The organism is Pseudobutyrivibrio sp. OR37 (genome assembly GCF_900113655.1).
Taxonomy (GTDB): Bacteria; Bacillota; Clostridia; order Lachnospirales; family Lachnospiraceae; genus Pseudobutyrivibrio.
Genome location: NZ_FOQF01000005.1, coordinates 1 through 15,751 on the forward strand (window position 1 = coordinate 1; position 15,751 = coordinate 15,751).

Genomic DNA, 15,751 nt, shown 5'->3' on the forward strand with positions numbered 1-15,751 from the left:
ATTGGATGATTGATTGTTCTATTTTTCACTCCACGCGAATGCATCTTATAGCCACAAGAGGGGCAGAAGTGTGCTGAAGGAACAGTTTCAATCGTAAGTGTTTTTGTGTTACCTTGAATTGAAATATCGCTGATTATTACTTCGTTATCTTCAAGGTCTAGTAATTGTGTGATACTATTCAATGTGTATCCTCCCTTCATATGATTTGCTCAAAAATATGATATTCAAAGAGGATAACAAGGACAATAAAGTCCTAAAAAAGCCAGGCTATTCAGTAACCAAACTGAACATCCTGGCTTATTTTTTTATGTAAATGGAGCTAGCCCCTCAAACCGAACCCTCAAACCAGCCCCTCAAAAGTGCCCCTCAAACCGTACCCTCAAACTAGCCCCTCAAAAAGACTGCCCCTCAGATAGTTTGATTACCCTTAATTTGGCTTATTTTAGGCAACTGCATAATCTGCCAATTTATTTAATGGCTGCTGCAATGGATACTCCAACCTTTTCATTGTAAGGAATCATTGTAGCTTGCAATGCATGATAAATATCAGATTTGCCTGGCCATACAGTAGTAAGCAACTGATTATTCCGATCAAGCTGATGGAACCAAGAGCCTGTCTCATGGTCCAATACCTTAGTATCAAGATATTCCATAAATGCAGCATAATCATTTTTGTATTTTTCGTTGCCAGTAACTCTGTAAAGCACTGCAGATGCATTTATGGCCTCCGCCAAGGTCCAATGCATTCTATCGTGGACGATTGGCTTGCCATCCCAACCAGTGGTGTAGCAAATGCCAGGTGCTCCATCAACATTCCAGCCATCCTCTACTGCTCTGTTATATAGCTTTTCAGCAATCTTAATGTAATCTGCTGTATTTTCACCATCATTTCCATAGGTGGAAACTGCCCACTGAACAATCAAACGTGACCACTCAATTCCATGACCTGGTGTTGCACCATAAGGCTTGAAATTATCATCAGGCTTATCCTTATTACACTCTAAATCCGGCTTCCAATCACTTGTAAAATGCTCAGGAATCCTGTAATTATTCTCCCTTGCCCATCCAATCACATGACTGATAATGCGCCCAGCTCTAAGTCTATAATTCTCATTATCAAGGGCATCAGCTGCTGCAAGGAATGCCTCTACTGTATGCATATTTGCATTGATTCCTCTGTAGTCATCAAGCTGTGTAAACTCAGTATTCCAGGTATCTACAGAAAGCCCCAGCTTTTCATCCCAAAAGAATTTATCGTATATTTCAAGAGCATCCTTCAAAAGTTCTCTGGCTCCTGGTCTATCGGCCAGCAAGGCTGAAGATGCAGCCAAAATAACAAATGCATGAGCATAGCACTGCTTAGTTGGCAAAACCTGCCCATCAGCTGTCAGACCTGCATACCATCCACCGTGTTCGTCATCGTGGAGCTCGCCTCGAAGTCCCTTAATTGCAGCATCTGCTAAAGCCCCACTTCCTTCATGGTTCATCATAGTCCCCATTGAATAAACATGAGCCATTCGACTTGTTATCCAGGTTTCTCTAGGCCTATCCTTCCAAGGAGAGCCATCATCTCCTAAATAGTAAGAACCTCCGCCAGGTGATGGAAACTGATGACCAAAGGACAACAAGCTATTCCTCATCTCTCTAACAAAGACTTTATTCTCTGCAGTACCTAATATATATTTTTCCATATTGTACCCCTTTCCCCCAAGGCAACCAATCTAATTATAATTTAACATATCCTGAAGAATACTAAAAGCCATTCTATTACGGTTACAAGCCTACTATTTCTACGCTCATCTAACATGATTCGCTTTAGAAATAATAGAGCTTGTTACCTATAGAATGGCTCTCTATAATTCAAAAATAAAATATAAATTAGAACAATGATTTTACTGTTGGATAAAGCTTCTTGAACTCCTGATATCTCGCTTCGTATTTACGAATTAATTCTGGATCAGGCTCAACTGTTGTCTTTACCTTTACAAGCTTGTCGCAAGCCTCTTCAACTGATGCGTACTCGCCACAACCTACTGCTGCAAGGATAGCACCACCAAGACCTGGGCCTTCCTCGTTCTCAAGGATATCAAGCTTAAGGTTCATAACTGATGCGATAATCTGCTGCCATAATGGCGACTTAGCTCCACCACCGCAAATCTTGGAACGCTCGATTACGATTCCCTGGCTTCTAGCAACCTCAAGTGAATCACGAAGACCGAAAGCAACACCTTCAAGAACAGCCTGTGTCATATCCTCACGAGTTGTGTCCATAGACATACCGATGAACATAGCACGTGCATCTGGGTTGTTGTGTGGGCTACGCTCTCCCATAAGATATGGAAGGTAGAATACACGGTTCTCACCAAGCTTCTTGATGCCAGCCTGCTCTGCTGGATAATCCTTTGTCTTAAGGATTTCATCCATCCACCACTTGTTGCAAGATGCAGCTGAAAGCATACATCCCATAAGGTGGTAACCACCATCAGCGTGGTCAAATGAGTGAAGTGCGTTTGCAGGGTCTACTGTAAAGTTCTTGCTAGAGATGAAGATTGTACCTGATGTACCGATTGAAAGGTTGCACTTGCCCTCTCCTACTGTACCTGTACCAACAGCTGCTGCAGCATTGTCGCCAGCACCTGCGATAATCTTAACATCATTTGTAAATCCAAGCTCAGAAGCAACTTCAGGCTTGATATTGCCTACTACCTCATAGCTTTCATAAAGCTTTGGAAGCTGAGACTCTGAAACGTGGCAGATGTCCATCATTTCCTTACTCCAGCAGCGATTCTTAACATCTAAAAGAAGCATACCGCTGGCATCAGAATAATCTGTGCAGAAGCTTCCTGAAAGCTTGTAAGCAATGTAATCCTTAGGAAGCATAATCTTTGCTACCTTTGCCCAAAGGTCTGGCTCGTTCTCCTGCATCCAAAGAATCTTTGGAGCTGTAAAACCAGCGAAAGCGATGTTTGCTGTGTACTGAGAAAGCTTGTCCTTTCCGATTACGTTGTTAAGGTATTCAGTCTCTTTTCCTGTACGTCCATCATTCCAAAGGATAGCTGGACGGATAACATTATCATCAGCATCAAGTGTTACAAGACCGTGCATCTGGCCACCGAAAGAGATACCTGCCACTAAAGTCTTGTCAACCTCTGAAGTAAGCTCCTTAATACCAGCTACTACCTGAGTCCACCAGTCCTCTGGCTTCTGCTCAGACCAGCCTGGATGTGGGAAGCTGAGGTCGTATTCTTTTGAAACGATTTTTGCAATCGTGCCATCCCCTGACATCAGGAGTAGCTTAACTGCAGAAGTTCCTAAATCAACTCCGATATAATACATAACTATAATCTCCTTTATAAAAATAAAAAAAGCCTTCCCCCTCTGGGGGAAGGGGGACCGCATTAGCGGTGGATGAGGGCATATTATAGTAAATATCCCCTCATCAGTCAGCTACGCTGACAGCTTCCCCCAGAGGGGGAAGCCTTATATTATCTCCAAGGATTCTCTGTTGGATATCTTACACCTGCTGGCTGATTGTAACCAATCTCATCTACTTCTACGCCGATATATTTGAATACTTCAAATAATGCCTTTCCGAAGTGACCGAATGCAACAGCTCCGTGATGTGGGAATCCCTTCTCGATTAACCAGTGACGGTAGAAGCGTCCCATTTCTGGAATAGCGAATACACCGATTGAACCGAATGACTTTGTGCGAACATCAAGAACTTCACCCTGTGCAATGTAAGCGCGAAGCTTGTTGTCAGCTGTAGACTGGAGTCTGTAGAATGTGATTTCACCTGGAGCGATATCACCTTCAAGTGTTCCGTTTGTAACCTCTACAGGAAGTGCTCTAGCCATGATTTTCTGGTTTCTCATCTCGCAGAATGCAAGCTTTCTAGAGCATGTATTTCCGCAGTGGAATCCCATGAATGTATCCTCAAGTGTGTAATCTGTCTTACCCTTGATTTCCTCATTGTACATATCCTTTGGTACTGAGTTGTTGATATCAAGAAGTGTTACAACATCCTCTGATACAACTGTACCGATGAACTCTGAAAGACATCCGTAGATATCAACCTCGCATGATACAGGGATTCCTTCACCTGTAAGACGTGAGTTTACATAGCAAGGAACGAAACCAAACTGTGTCTGGAATGCAGGCCAGCACTTGCCAGCGATTGCTACGTATTTACGATATCCCTTGTGATCTCTTACCCAATCCTTAAGTGTAAGCTCGTACTGAGCAAGCTTCTCAAGAACCTCTGGCTTCTTGTTACCAGCGCCAAGCTCCTTCTCCATATCTGCAACAACTTCTGGGATACGGCTATCACCAGCGTGCTTGTTGAATGCTTCGAAAAGGTCAAGCTCTGAGTTCTCTTCGATTTCAACACCAAGGTTGTAAAGCTGCTTGATTGGTGCGTTGCAAGCAAGGAAGTTCATTGGTCTTGGACCAAAGCTGATAATCTTAAGGTCTGAAAGTGCGATTACGGCACGAGCGATAGGCTCAAAATCGTGAATCATATCTGCACAATCCTCAGCATCACCTACTGGATACTCTGGGATGTAAGCTTTAACATTGCGAAGCTGAAGGTTGTAAGAAGCATTAAGCATACCGCAGTAAGCATCTCCTCTACCATCGAGAAGGCTATTGCCTGTCTCCTCAGCTGCTGCACAGAACATCTTAGGTCCATCAAAGTGCTTAGCAAGAAGTGTCTCAGAGATTTCTGGACCAAAGTTTCCAAGGTATACGCAAAGTGCGTTACATCCAGCTTTCTTGATATCTTCAAGAGCCTGAACCATGTGGATTTCGCTCTCTACGATACATACTGGGCACTCATAGATGTGCTCTGAACCGTACTTCTTTGTATAGGCCTCGATAAGTGCCTTTCTTCTATTTACTGATAAGCTTTCTGGAAAGCAGTCACGAGAAACTGCTACTACACCAATTTTAACATTTGGCATGTTTGTCATTTTAATTACCCTCCTTAAAATACCGGCTCCTTTTACAAAAAATAAAGCCTCATAAACGATTTGTTTGATAATGCTATAATATCAAACAAAAATTTCATGAGACTTTTAAATCTTTACTATGTGATGTCAATTTTTTGTCTTTATTATTTTTTCAGCTCGTTGATAAGATTAACCATCTCGATTGCCCCCTGGGCACACTCAAAGCCTTTGTTGCCAGCCTTAGTGCCGGCGCGCTCTACAGCCTGCTCTATTGTGTCTGTTGTAAGCACCCCAAACATTACTGGGATTCCTGCGTTCATGCTAACCTGAGCCACACCCTTTGAAACCTCTGCACATACATAATCGTAGTGAGATGTTGCCCCACGGATAACTGCTCCAAGACAAATTATTGCATCATATTTTTTACTATCAGCCATCTTTTTGGCAATAAGTGGGATTTCAAAGGCACCTGGCACCCAGGCCACTTCGATGTTTTCTTCCTTTACATTTTCACGCTTTAGGCCGTCGATTGCACCACCTAAAAGCTTTGATGTGATGAATTCGTTGAAGCGGGCTACTACAATGCCTACTTTTACACCTTCTGATACTAATTTTCCTTCGTAAACTTTCATTTTTATCCTCCTTTTAAATATGCCCTCATCCGTCTGCTTCGCAGACACCTTCTCCCAGAGGGAGAAGGCTTTTAGACTTCCAATATATGTCCCATGCGTGCTTTCTTTGTTTTTAGATAGAACACATCATATTTGTTTGCTTCTATTTCGATTGGAACGCGGCGGGCTATCTCCATTCCGTAATCACTTAGCTGGTAGACCTTGTCGGGATTGTTTGTAAGAAGATTTAGGGAATGGATTCCAAGGTCCCTAAGAATCTGGGCACCGGTGTAATACTCTCGCATGTCTCCTGGGAACCCTAATGCTATGTTGGCATCTAGTGTATCCATGCCTTCATCCTGAAGCTTGTATGCCTTTAGCTTATTCACAAGTCCAATGCCTCGGCCCTCCTGGCGCATGTATAAAAGCACTCCTCGGCCTTCCCTTGCGATTGCCTTCATGGCTGCGTCAAACTGCTGGCCACAGTCACAGCGCATAGAACCAAATACATCTCCTGTCAGGCATTCAGAATGAACACGACATAACACATCTTGCCCATCACTGATATCTCCCATGACAAGGGCCACATGGTGTTCTCCATTAAGCTTATTGATGTAGCAGTGAGCCATAAACTCTCCGTAGCGTGTTGGCATTTTTGCGATAGATACACATTCCACCAGCTTGTCGTACACCTTTCTGTATTCCACAAGCTCTGGGATTGTGATAAAGCTTATCCCCAATTCCTCTGCCAGCTTGCGCAAAGCCTCGCCTCGCATCATATTGCCATCCTCTGCCATAATCTCACAGCAAAGTCCACATTCCTTTAGCCCTGCCAGCTTCATCAAATCCACTGTGGCCTCTGTATGGCCTGGGCGCTCAATTACGCCTCCTGGCTTTGCCACCAGCGGAAACATGTGGCCTGGGCGTCTGAAATCAAATGGTGTCACCGCATCATTTACACAGCTTCTGGCTGTATGGGCACGTTCTGCTGCCGATATGCCAGTGGTTGTTTCCACATAATCAATGGATATCGTAAATGCGGTTTCGTGATTGTCTGTGTTATGGGCAACCATAGGAGACAGCGCCAGCTTTTCTGCAAGGGCCTCGCTCATTGGCATACAGATTAATCCCTTTCCCACTGTGGCCATGAGATTTACATTTTCAGTAGATGCAAACTCTGCTGCACAAATGAAGTCTCCTTCGTTCTCTCGCCCTTCATCATCCATCACCATAATGACCTTGCCATTTTTCAAATCATCAATAGCTCTTTCAATCGACTCTCTTTGCATTGTTCTTCCTTTCCTAAAAGCTTCATTATATATTTTCCAACTACATCATTTTCCAGATTCACTATATCTCCATTTTTCCTGTGACCTAGCACTGTCTCCTGCAGGGTGTGTGGAATGATGCTGACCTTAAAGCTATCTCGCCCCACTTCTGCCACCGTAAGGCTGATTCCATCTATTGTGATGGAGCCTTTTTCCACGATACCATCTAGGATTTTTTTCTCAGCCTTAATCTCAAACCAGACTGCATTTGCATCTAATCTGATGCTTTTTATCACACCTGTGCCATCAATGTGACCGCTTACAATATGTCCGCCAAATCTGCCACCTGCAAGCATAGCCCGCTCCAAATCTACAGGGCTTCCTGATTTAAGCGCCCCAAGGCTAGAGCGCATAAAGGTTTCATTCATTACATCAGCTGAAAAGCCATGGTCTGTGAATTTCACCACTGTTAGGCACACACCGTTTACTGCAATGCTATCGCCTATATGAATATCCTCAAGGATTTTGCTACAGCCTATAGATATCCGCTGCCTGCTACTGCCCCTTATGATTCTTGCAACTGTTCCCAGCTCCTCAACTATTCCTGTAAACATCAGTACACCACCTCGTTTTCTATAATCAAATCCGTCCCTGCCCAGGTTGTATTGATAGGATTCAGCTTGATGGCCTTTGTGATGTCATCAATCCCAAGCCCTTCCACAGGTGATTTGCTGCTTCCTCCAAAAATCTTTGGAGCCATGTGGATGTGAATTTCATCAACAATTTTGCTTTCCAAGGCGCTGTAATTTAGTGTTCCACCGCCTTCAATAAGCACGCTATCAATCCCCATTTTTCCAAGCTCTAGCATAAGACTTTTTAAATCAATCCCAGTCTTTTCCTTTGGAAGAATCAATATCTTACAGCCTCTTTTTTCATACTCAGCGACCTTTTTTTCATCATCACATGCTGTGGCAATAATGGTATCAATTTTATCTGCTGTTTTTACCACATTAGAATCCAGGGGAGTTCGTAAATACGAATCACATATAATTCGAACAGGATTTTTTGCAGCTTCATCAAGGCGACAATCAAGCATTGGATTATCCGTAATTACGGTATTCACACCTACCATAATTCCCGACAAATTCTTGCGAAGCCTATGCACATTTTCTCTTGCCTCATCACCTGTTATCCACTTTGATTCCCCACTGGCTGTGGCTATCTTTCCATCAGCTGTCATGGCATATTTCATAACGATGTAGGGCTGGCCAGTGACTACATATTTGTTAAACACCCGGTTTAGCTTTTTGCACTCTTCAGCAAGAATCCCCACCTCAACTCTTATGCCATTTGCCCTTAGTATTTCTGCTCCCTTTCCTGCCACCACAGGATTCACATCAAGGGTGCCTATGACCACTCGGCTTATTCCACTTTCAATAATGGCCTCTGTGCATGGTGGTGTTTTGCCATAATGACAGCAAGGCTCTAATGTCACATACATGGTGGCTCCTGAAGGCGAAGTGCCTTTTGCCTTACAGTCTTTTAATGCATTTCTTTCAGCATGTAGCCCACCAAATTGTTCATGATATCCTTCTCCAATAACTTTCCCGTCCTTGACTATAACAGCTCCCACCATCGGATTGGGATTTACAAAGCCTGCTCCTTTCTTTGCCAGCTCAATTGCTCGCTGCATGTAATTTTTGTCTTCCATCTTTTCCTCCCACGAAAAAAAGTCCCAGATTTCTCCAGGACTTTTACACAAATAGAATCCATCAATAAATCAACAAACGCCCTGAGATTACAATAATCCCAGGGCGTAATAATCCATTGATAAATCACATATCTTCTTTCATCCAGACTATACTGTCGGCTTCGGAATCACACCGAATCATGCCTTGCGGCTCGTGGGCTATACCACCGGTAGGGAATCACACCCTGCCCTGAAGATGTTATTTAATTGAGAAGATTTTACGACAAGACCTATATAGTGTCAAGCATTTGTTAAAAGATTTTTTCCATTGAGTATTTCAATCTTTCACTTATAATATCTTTAAAAGGAGGATTTCATATGAAGGAAATCATTTTAGGAAGTACTGGCATAAAGGTTCCTCAAAACGGATTTGGCGCTCTACCAATCCAGCGCGTATCTGTTGATGAGGCCGTTAAGATTCTTAGAAAAGCATACGACGGTGGTATGCGATTTTTTGACACTGCGAGAGCATATTCTGACAGTGAAATAAAGCTTGGAGAGGCCTTCGGCACAGGCTATGTTAAGCGTGAAGATATTATCATCGCCACAAAAACTGCTGCAAAAACTCCAGAGGATTTTTGGAAGGATTTAGATACCTCTCTCACCAATCTAAAAACTGATTACATCGACATATATCAGTTCCACATGATGCCTGAATGCTTTAAGCCTGGTGATGGCACCGGATTATACGAGTGCATGCTTGAAGCCAAGGCTCAGGGCAAGATTCGTCACATTGCAGGCACTGCCCACAAGCTTGGTGTTGCAAAAGCCATTATCGAATCAGGTCTTTACGAGACCTTGCAATATCCTATGAGCTACCTTGCCACTGACAAGGAGCTAGAGCTTATCAGGCTTTGCAATGAACACAACATGGGATTCATCGGTATGAAGGGCTTGGCTGGAGGACTTATCACTCACTCAAAGGCTGCCATGGCATTCGTTTCTCAGTTTGATGGAGTTGTTCCTATTTGGGGAATTCAGCGTGAATCTGAATTAGACGAATGGCTTGCAATGATGGATAACACTCCAGAAATGGATGATGAAATCAAAGCATATATAGAAAAGGAACGTACAGAGCTTATGGGTGATTTCTGCCGTGGCTGTGGCTACTGCATGCCATGTACCGTAGGCATCCAAATCAACCAATGCAACCGCATGTCCCTAATGCTTCGCCGCGCACCTAGCGCTTCATGGCTAAGCGACTACTGGCAGGCAGAAATGGAAAAAATCAACGCCTGCGTAGACTGCGGCAAATGCATGACCCACTGCCCATACGAGCTACAAATACCTACACTCTTAAGAAAGAACCTTGAGGATTACCACGAGGTACTGGCTGGGAATAGAACTGTGTAATAAAAACCAGGCTTACTGGCGGTAATCCGCCAGTCTGTCTGATACTCCGTTTAGGAATTCTGCCATTTCAAATGGAAGTTTTGGAATGTCCTGAGATTCGTAGACACTTCTGCCCTTTGTGGCCTTAGATTTGTCCTTGTAGGCAGCATGTTCAGAAGGAACGTATAAGAAATTTACATCCATACCCTGCTTTAAATACTGGATGCTGGCGTTGATGAAAATCTGAAGCATGTAATCATCCAGCTTGTGGATTTTCTTGAAGGCGCCAGAATAGTATTTGGCAGGAAGATTGTTGTCCTGATAGATATGAAGCTGCTTTAGGCCTAATCTGCTGGCGATATAGATGGCAAACAAAGCAGCAAGCTCTTCTCCAGCTACGTTGCTGGCTCTAAACAGCCAATCAAAATCTTCACCACGCTCTAGCGCATAGCGATACATAGAAAGCTGATTTTTGCTGGCGTCATAAAAAACTACACCAAAAAGAATGCGGGTGCTTTCAAAATTAGCCCCCACCTTATCTCCGCCTCCATCAACGAAGGCAATATTTTCACTTGTATTTATATCTGAAAAATCGTATCCATAGCGGACCTTAAGAGTCTGCACATCCTCGTTACTGTTTATTAATTCCACATCAACAGGATTTGCGAAGGCGGTCTTGAAGGCCTTTGAAACAAGGGCAACCTTATCAAGGCACTGATTCTTGATAGTGGCATCCATAATATTGAACTTGCCCCCATCTTCTACAGTGACCTTCTGAAGATTCTCAAAGGCTGCCTTTGATGAAACAATATCATTCTTAACGGCAACGGATTTAGCGGCGCCAGTAGTGGAAGTGGTGGCTCCTTCCATAAAAGCCTTTGCTTCTTCCATAGAAGTAAAGCCCTTGTAGATAGCACCTTTAAAGCCATCTACCTGAGCCTTTGCTTCGTCCCATGTGTTATAAATCCCAGGCTTTCTGCCTGCCTTTATTGCATAGACCTTTTTTGCCATTATTTATCGTTACTCCTTCTGTATTCGCTAGGTAAAATGCCATATTTATCCCTAAAGGCATTTGAAAATGCCTTAGAATTTGGGAAGCCATTTCCAAGAGCAATATCAACTATCTGCCCATTTGTCTCTTCTAATTCGCGTACTGCATGCTCCAATCTAATGCCCAAAAGATAATCCTTAAAATTAATTCCAGCATGCTTTTGGAACATTCTGGATAGATAAGATGGCGAATAGTTAAACTGCTCTGCCATCGACTCTAGTGTAATGCTCTCTGAATAATGGTCCTTCATATATCTTGTGATATTTGAAAGCTTTTTCAACTGCTTACTGTTCTTTAAAATGTCCTCGTTTACATTGAATTTACGATATTTTGTAACCAGGATGTAAAGAAGCTCGTAATAAAGGCTGAGCACCTGTAGCTTATTAGCCTCTTCACCATTTGTATAAATAAGATACATCTCCTGCAAGAGAGTAAACACTCTGTGGTCTGTCTCTCTGTCACCATGTGAAAACCAGATGAACTGATCATCTGTAAAATAATCCTCAAAGGTCTCCTGCGGAATCTGTAACACTACTGTTCTGTTTGGCTCAGGCGCAACAATGCTATGCACCTCATTGCTGTTTACAATAACAAATTCACCGTTTGTAAGAGGGAACTTCTTCTCGTGAAGTGTAAAATCTAGCTTGCCCTCCCACACTGCAAAAATCTCGATAGAGCGATGCCAATGCTTATCTCTAATATAGCCGCCATCCTGCCCTTCAAAGGCGAAGAGCTTGAAAGGTAGCCCTTCATCAGTCACAATAACTTCATGCTGATAATCTTTTAAATCCATTCTTAAATCTCCCTAAAAAACCTACAATCACCGTCCGCTTCAAAGCCAACCTGTTCAAATCCCAGCTTTGCTAAAAGTCCCTTGCTGGCTTCGTTATCAGGAGCACATCTTGCAATAAGACTGCTCAGGCCATATTCCTCCTTCGCCAGCTCCACTATCTTTGAGCATACCTCAAATGCAAGTCCCTGCCTCCATCTGGTGGTACTGATAGCAAATCCTAGCTCCGCCTGATTTTCTTTATCGCAGGTATCACGGACTTCGATTCCTGCTCTACCTATTAATTTACCTGTGAATCTGTCGAAAATCAACCACATTCCAAAGCCATAGAGCTTATAAATGTATTCAATATAATTTCTTTCGTATTCCTTCTCCTCCTGATATTCAAAAAGAGGCTCCATGTAATCGGTCATGTGAGGCTGTGCATATAGTGCAAACAAATCATCCAGGTCTGCTTCAGAGTACTCTCTTATGTAGCATCGCTTCGTATATGCGATATCCCATGGAATCCCTGCGCATCTTCTATAGATTCTTTCTAAATCCTCATCCTCCAGCTCCTCAACATCCATCACCAGCTGCTGGCAGCTAAGGCTTTTTCCACCCTCCGTTTCTATGCCGGCAACAGGAATCCCCCGTAAATTGCATTCATCAACAACAGCCTGACTTTCAGTGAGCACCAACGTGCCACTTTCATAGTCAGGCTGTAATTCGTTTACATTATTAATAATAATTTTGTTTCGTAAGTAATTTTTTTCTGTCACTAATTGCTCCTAGCTCACATCAATTCTACAAGACATAGTATACACCTTGCCGTTTGATTTTTTCATGCGCACAGTCAGATTTGCTGTACCAGAACTAGCTGCAGTGATTTTCCCAGTGGAATCGACAGTAAAAATATTAGCGTCCGAGGTTTTGTAGGTAATATTGTATTGCTTGTCTGTGCTGTTTAGGTAATCCATATCAAGCGCCACCTGCGCCGTTCCACCTGGCTTCAAGGTATAGGCTGCGTCATCTGGCAGGGTAATATTTCCTACATTAGTACCATTGTTGGCATAGCTCTTTTTTGCTGTCTTTTTTGTGCTGGTAGTAGCTTTTGCTGTTTTAGTTGTATCTGTAGCCGTTGCTGTGCTTTTTGTTGTACTTGCTGTTTCTGTAGTCTTCTTGTCGGTAGTTTTATTTGTACTAGTGGCTGTCTTAGAATCCTTTGAGGCTGAATCATCAGCTTCAGGCACGCCCAGTCTGATGTACATAGCTGGTCTGATAGAATCTCCGGAATAATAATACTTTCTCTCCACAAGCTTTGTGGTATCGTTTACAAATAGTCCCTGTCCCGGATCATCATAAGCGTTGGTTCTAAGAGGCCAAATCGCTGTTTCAAACTTGATTGTATCCTTATAAGTGGTAAACTCATCTGTTGATAAGAAGAAAATATGGTCTACACTTGTGGTCTGAGACTCGTAGATATCCATAAACATTGGATTCTTCTTTCCATTAGCCAGATAATACGCATCTAAGGATGTATCATGGTAAAAATTCTGGATACTGTTTTTGGCTGCCTCTGCTGTAAGGGTGGTCTTGATTATCTTTGCACGCTCATTATCTGTGAAGCAGTTTTTATAGAAGGTATCGTTCAGCCAACCTCTCCAATAGTTTTCAGACCATCTCACGTAAGCTGGTGGCTTTCCAGCGATTTTATATACATTTTCAATTGCTCTTCTATAATCCACAATGGATTTAGAATTTAACCCTTTTCTCGAAATTACAAGGGCAGTTTTTGTGGTATCATCATAGTTCAGAATTGTCCAACTAAGAATGCTACCATCAAGATGTCCAAAGGCAATATCATCTCCTGCCGCGTATGTTGGGCCAGAAGATTTCTTTTTAGCTGCTTCTGAAATGATGGATGGACTTGCAACAGTGGCAACCATCAGTGCAGCCAAAGATATAGCCACAAATCTCTTAAATCTGTAGATTCTATTTTTCATAGCTCACTCCTACCTTTTAATTGTCATACTCCCCTTTATATTTTTATACTAATATTCGGCAATTTCAAAGTCAAACTTATCGGAAAAAATTAACAAAATTATCACCTTTAATTGTAAAAATCAACTTCAGTTGATATACTATTTTTTTGTAAGTTATATCGATTTTAAGGAGACACAATGACTAAGCAACAAATGTTCAAAATGTTACATGATGAGGAACCTGTGCTTAGAGCAGAAATCACTGCACTATACTCCGTATTGGACCACAAGCTTGGCTTGCATGGTGCCGAGGTTCCTATCACCTTTGGAATGGACGAAAAGGCATTAGGCTCTTATCTTCCACCATCTTATGATGATGAAGAACAGTTCCAGTTCTCATTATTCTTTATTGGCTTTTGCTTGAATGAGCAGCTATCAAAAACAGACCGCATCAATCTTTACAAGCATGAATATGCACACTATATGACACGCCATATCAGTATTCCTAGCGAATACACTTGGCAGCCTGGTGTTCACGGTAGCGCATGGAAATATTGCTGTAGCTTAATCGGCGCTATTCCATCTGATTACTATGTAGAAGGCCAGAGTCTTAAAAAGGTAGATTATGATTCTGTATTAAAACGTCCAAACGTTGATCACGCTCAGGTGCAGATGCTTGACACATACCGCACACAGCGCGCATATAAAAATATGGAAAATTCCAAGATTAAATATGAAATTGGAGACACAGTATCTCACCCTAAATTCGGTGAAGGCACTGTAAAGGATATTGAAAAGCAGCCATCATCTGTAAGACTTCACATCGCATTCGGCGATGAAATCAAAATCATCGACCAGAAGTGGCTGGTAAAGACTGGATACAAGAAGGTATCTGAAAGACAATAAACTGTGAAATAACAAAGCCATCTAGTTACGGTAACAAGCCAAATTATTTCTTCGCTCAGCATAAAAAGCTTCGCTTAAGAAATATTTGAGCTTGTTACCTACTAGATGGCTTTTATATTTGCTTTAAAACCTGTGTTAGAGTTTGTTCTAGGTCCAGGCCGCCCTCGTCTACAATCACATCGGCATATTTCTCGTAGAGAGGAATTCTTTCATTATACAAATCCTGAAGAGTCTGGCCATCCTTTAAAACCACACCACGTCCCTTAAGATTTCCCAGTCGGCTATCAAGGGTATCGTAATCCAGCTTCAAATAAACCACTGTTCCAATTTCCTTCAAATGCTCCATGGCCTCTGCTCCATAAATAACGCTTCCGCCGGTGGCAATTACCGTCTTTTCAGCCCTTATTGAAGCATTAACGTCATTTTCAATCTTAAGAAAGCCTTCCACTCCGTCTTCAGCAATAATCTCCTTTAAAAGACGATTTTCACGCTCCTGAATCAGCAAATCTGCATCCACGAACTGAAAGCCCAATTCCTTTGCAAGAACAACCCCAAGAGTGCTTTTTCCAACACCTGGCATACCAATCAAAACAATATTTTCCTTCATAGCTATTCTCCTCATGCCTAATAAATTGGAAATATTATGCCATAACAGACTGCAAAAAGAAAGGCCTAGCTTGCAGCCAGGCCCAATAATTTTCAATTATTCCGCTTTCCAAAGTCCGTGTAAATTGCAATATGCATATACACCAACCACTGAATCACCATCTGTAAGCAAAAACTCTGCACATGGCTTATCTCCAGGATTAAGCACCTTGCGCTGAGCACCCTGAGCAGTCTCAACAGCAATCCACTCAATGTAATGCTCTGGAGCCATTGGATGCTCTACGGAACCAACAGTAACTGTGACTTTATTACCATCTACCTTGTATACAGGTACATGCTTCTCAACTGCACCATCAGATGTTCCAGGAACCAGTTCCTTCATCTTCTGTCCGCAGCAAGTCATAGGAGCCCCGGATTCCTTAATCATGCTGACAAAATTGCCACACACACTACAAACAAAAAATTTCATAGCCAACCTCCTTTTACTCATACGCCAGTAACAGTAAAAATACCTATAAATACCT

At 42.5% G+C, this 15,751-nt stretch carries 16 protein-coding genes and 1 riboswitch; of the genes, 2 read left to right on the forward strand and 14 right to left on the reverse strand.

The features are described 5' to 3' along the window. The 8 genes from BM097_RS16475 to ribD all read right to left on the reverse strand — a co-directional run. On the reverse strand, positions 1-182 hold a 182-nt coding region (locus BM097_RS16475), incomplete at its 3' end, for a hypothetical protein (protein ID WP_443197881.1). A gap of 285 nt (positions 183-467) precedes the next feature. Then, positions 468-1,691, reverse strand: a complete 1,224-nt coding sequence (locus BM097_RS03610; protein ID WP_090545992.1) for an AGE family epimerase/isomerase — start codon at positions 1,689-1,691, stop codon at positions 468-470. A 187-nt stretch (positions 1,692-1,878) separates the two neighbouring features. Then, positions 1,879-3,336, reverse strand: coding sequence for a xylulokinase (gene xylB / locus BM097_RS03615; protein ID WP_090545994.1), 1,458 nt, complete (start codon positions 3,334-3,336; stop codon positions 1,879-1,881). A 149-nt stretch (positions 3,337-3,485) separates the two neighbouring features. Continuing rightward, complete coding sequence (locus BM097_RS03620; RefSeq protein ID WP_090545996.1) at positions 3,486-4,970, reverse strand: L-fucose/L-arabinose isomerase family protein; 1,485 nt, start codon at positions 4,968-4,970, stop codon at positions 3,486-3,488. Positions 4,971-5,113: 143 nt separating this feature from the next. After that, entirely contained in the window at positions 5,114-5,581 is a 468-nt protein-coding gene (ribH, locus tag BM097_RS03625) for a 6,7-dimethyl-8-ribityllumazine synthase (protein WP_090545998.1), read from the reverse strand. A 71-nt stretch (positions 5,582-5,652) separates the two neighbouring features. Beyond that, on the reverse strand, positions 5,653-6,849 hold the full coding sequence (locus tag BM097_RS03630; protein WP_090546000.1) for a bifunctional 3,4-dihydroxy-2-butanone-4-phosphate synthase/GTP cyclohydrolase II: 1,197 nt from the start codon (positions 6,847-6,849) through the stop codon (positions 5,653-5,655). Next, the gene (ribE, locus tag BM097_RS03635; protein ID WP_090546002.1) at positions 6,810-7,442 is read right to left on the reverse strand and encodes a riboflavin synthase; all 633 of its coding nucleotides are present in this window, start codon (positions 7,440-7,442) and stop codon (positions 6,810-6,812) included. Before ribE ends, BM097_RS03630 begins: the two co-directional genes overlap by 40 nt. Then, positions 7,442-8,539, reverse strand: a complete 1,098-nt coding sequence (ribD, locus tag BM097_RS03640) for a bifunctional diaminohydroxyphosphoribosylaminopyrimidine deaminase/5-amino-6-(5-phosphoribosylamino)uracil reductase RibD (protein WP_090546004.1) — start codon at positions 8,537-8,539, stop codon at positions 7,442-7,444. The genes ribE and ribD overlap by 1 nt, the downstream gene beginning before the upstream one ends. A 126-nt stretch (positions 8,540-8,665) precedes the next feature. Then, positions 8,666-8,780: riboswitch (FMN riboswitch) on the reverse strand. 116 nt (positions 8,781-8,896) lie between these two features. Between ribD and BM097_RS03645 the strand changes: the two genes are divergently transcribed. Further along, positions 8,897-9,931, forward strand: a complete 1,035-nt coding sequence (locus tag BM097_RS03645) for an aldo/keto reductase (protein ID WP_090546006.1) — start codon at positions 8,897-8,899, stop codon at positions 9,929-9,931. Positions 9,932-9,943: 12 nt separating this feature from the next. Here BM097_RS03645 and BM097_RS03650 read toward each other — a convergent pair whose 3' ends face one another. Genes BM097_RS03650 through BM097_RS03665 form a run of 4 tightly spaced genes read right to left on the reverse strand, consistent with a single transcriptional unit; the run spans position 9,944 to position 13,736 of the window. Continuing rightward, positions 9,944-10,921, reverse strand: a complete 978-nt coding sequence (locus tag BM097_RS03650; protein ID WP_090546008.1) for a ribonuclease H family protein — start codon at positions 10,919-10,921, stop codon at positions 9,944-9,946. Beyond that, positions 10,921-11,754: an AraC family transcriptional regulator gene (locus BM097_RS03655; protein ID WP_090546011.1), complete on the reverse strand. Its 834-nt coding sequence runs from the start codon at positions 11,752-11,754 to the stop codon at positions 10,921-10,923. The genes BM097_RS03650 and BM097_RS03655 overlap by 1 nt, the downstream gene beginning before the upstream one ends. A gap of 2 nt (positions 11,755-11,756) precedes the next feature. Then, positions 11,757-12,512: a GNAT family N-acetyltransferase gene (locus tag BM097_RS03660; RefSeq protein ID WP_090546012.1), complete on the reverse strand. Its 756-nt coding sequence runs from the start codon at positions 12,510-12,512 to the stop codon at positions 11,757-11,759. A gap of 9 nt (positions 12,513-12,521) precedes the next feature. Continuing rightward, complete coding sequence (locus BM097_RS03665; protein WP_090546014.1) at positions 12,522-13,736, reverse strand: DUF6273 domain-containing protein; 1,215 nt, start codon at positions 13,734-13,736, stop codon at positions 12,522-12,524. 177 nt (positions 13,737-13,913) lie between these two features. Between BM097_RS03665 and BM097_RS03670 the strand changes: the two genes are divergently transcribed. Further along, positions 13,914-14,621, forward strand: coding sequence for a hypothetical protein (locus BM097_RS03670; RefSeq protein ID WP_242944651.1), 708 nt, complete (start codon positions 13,914-13,916; stop codon positions 14,619-14,621). A 112-nt stretch (positions 14,622-14,733) separates the two neighbouring features. Here the strand turns inward: BM097_RS03670 and BM097_RS03675 are convergent, their stop codons facing one another. Both BM097_RS03675 and BM097_RS03680 read right to left on the reverse strand, forming a co-directional pair. Beyond that, entirely contained in the window at positions 14,734-15,228 is a 495-nt protein-coding gene (locus BM097_RS03675; RefSeq protein ID WP_090546016.1) for a shikimate kinase, read from the reverse strand. A gap of 96 nt (positions 15,229-15,324) precedes the next feature. Next, positions 15,325-15,696: a desulfoferrodoxin family protein gene (locus tag BM097_RS03680; protein ID WP_090546018.1), complete on the reverse strand. Its 372-nt coding sequence runs from the start codon at positions 15,694-15,696 to the stop codon at positions 15,325-15,327. Positions 15,697-15,751: the final 55 nt, after the last annotated feature.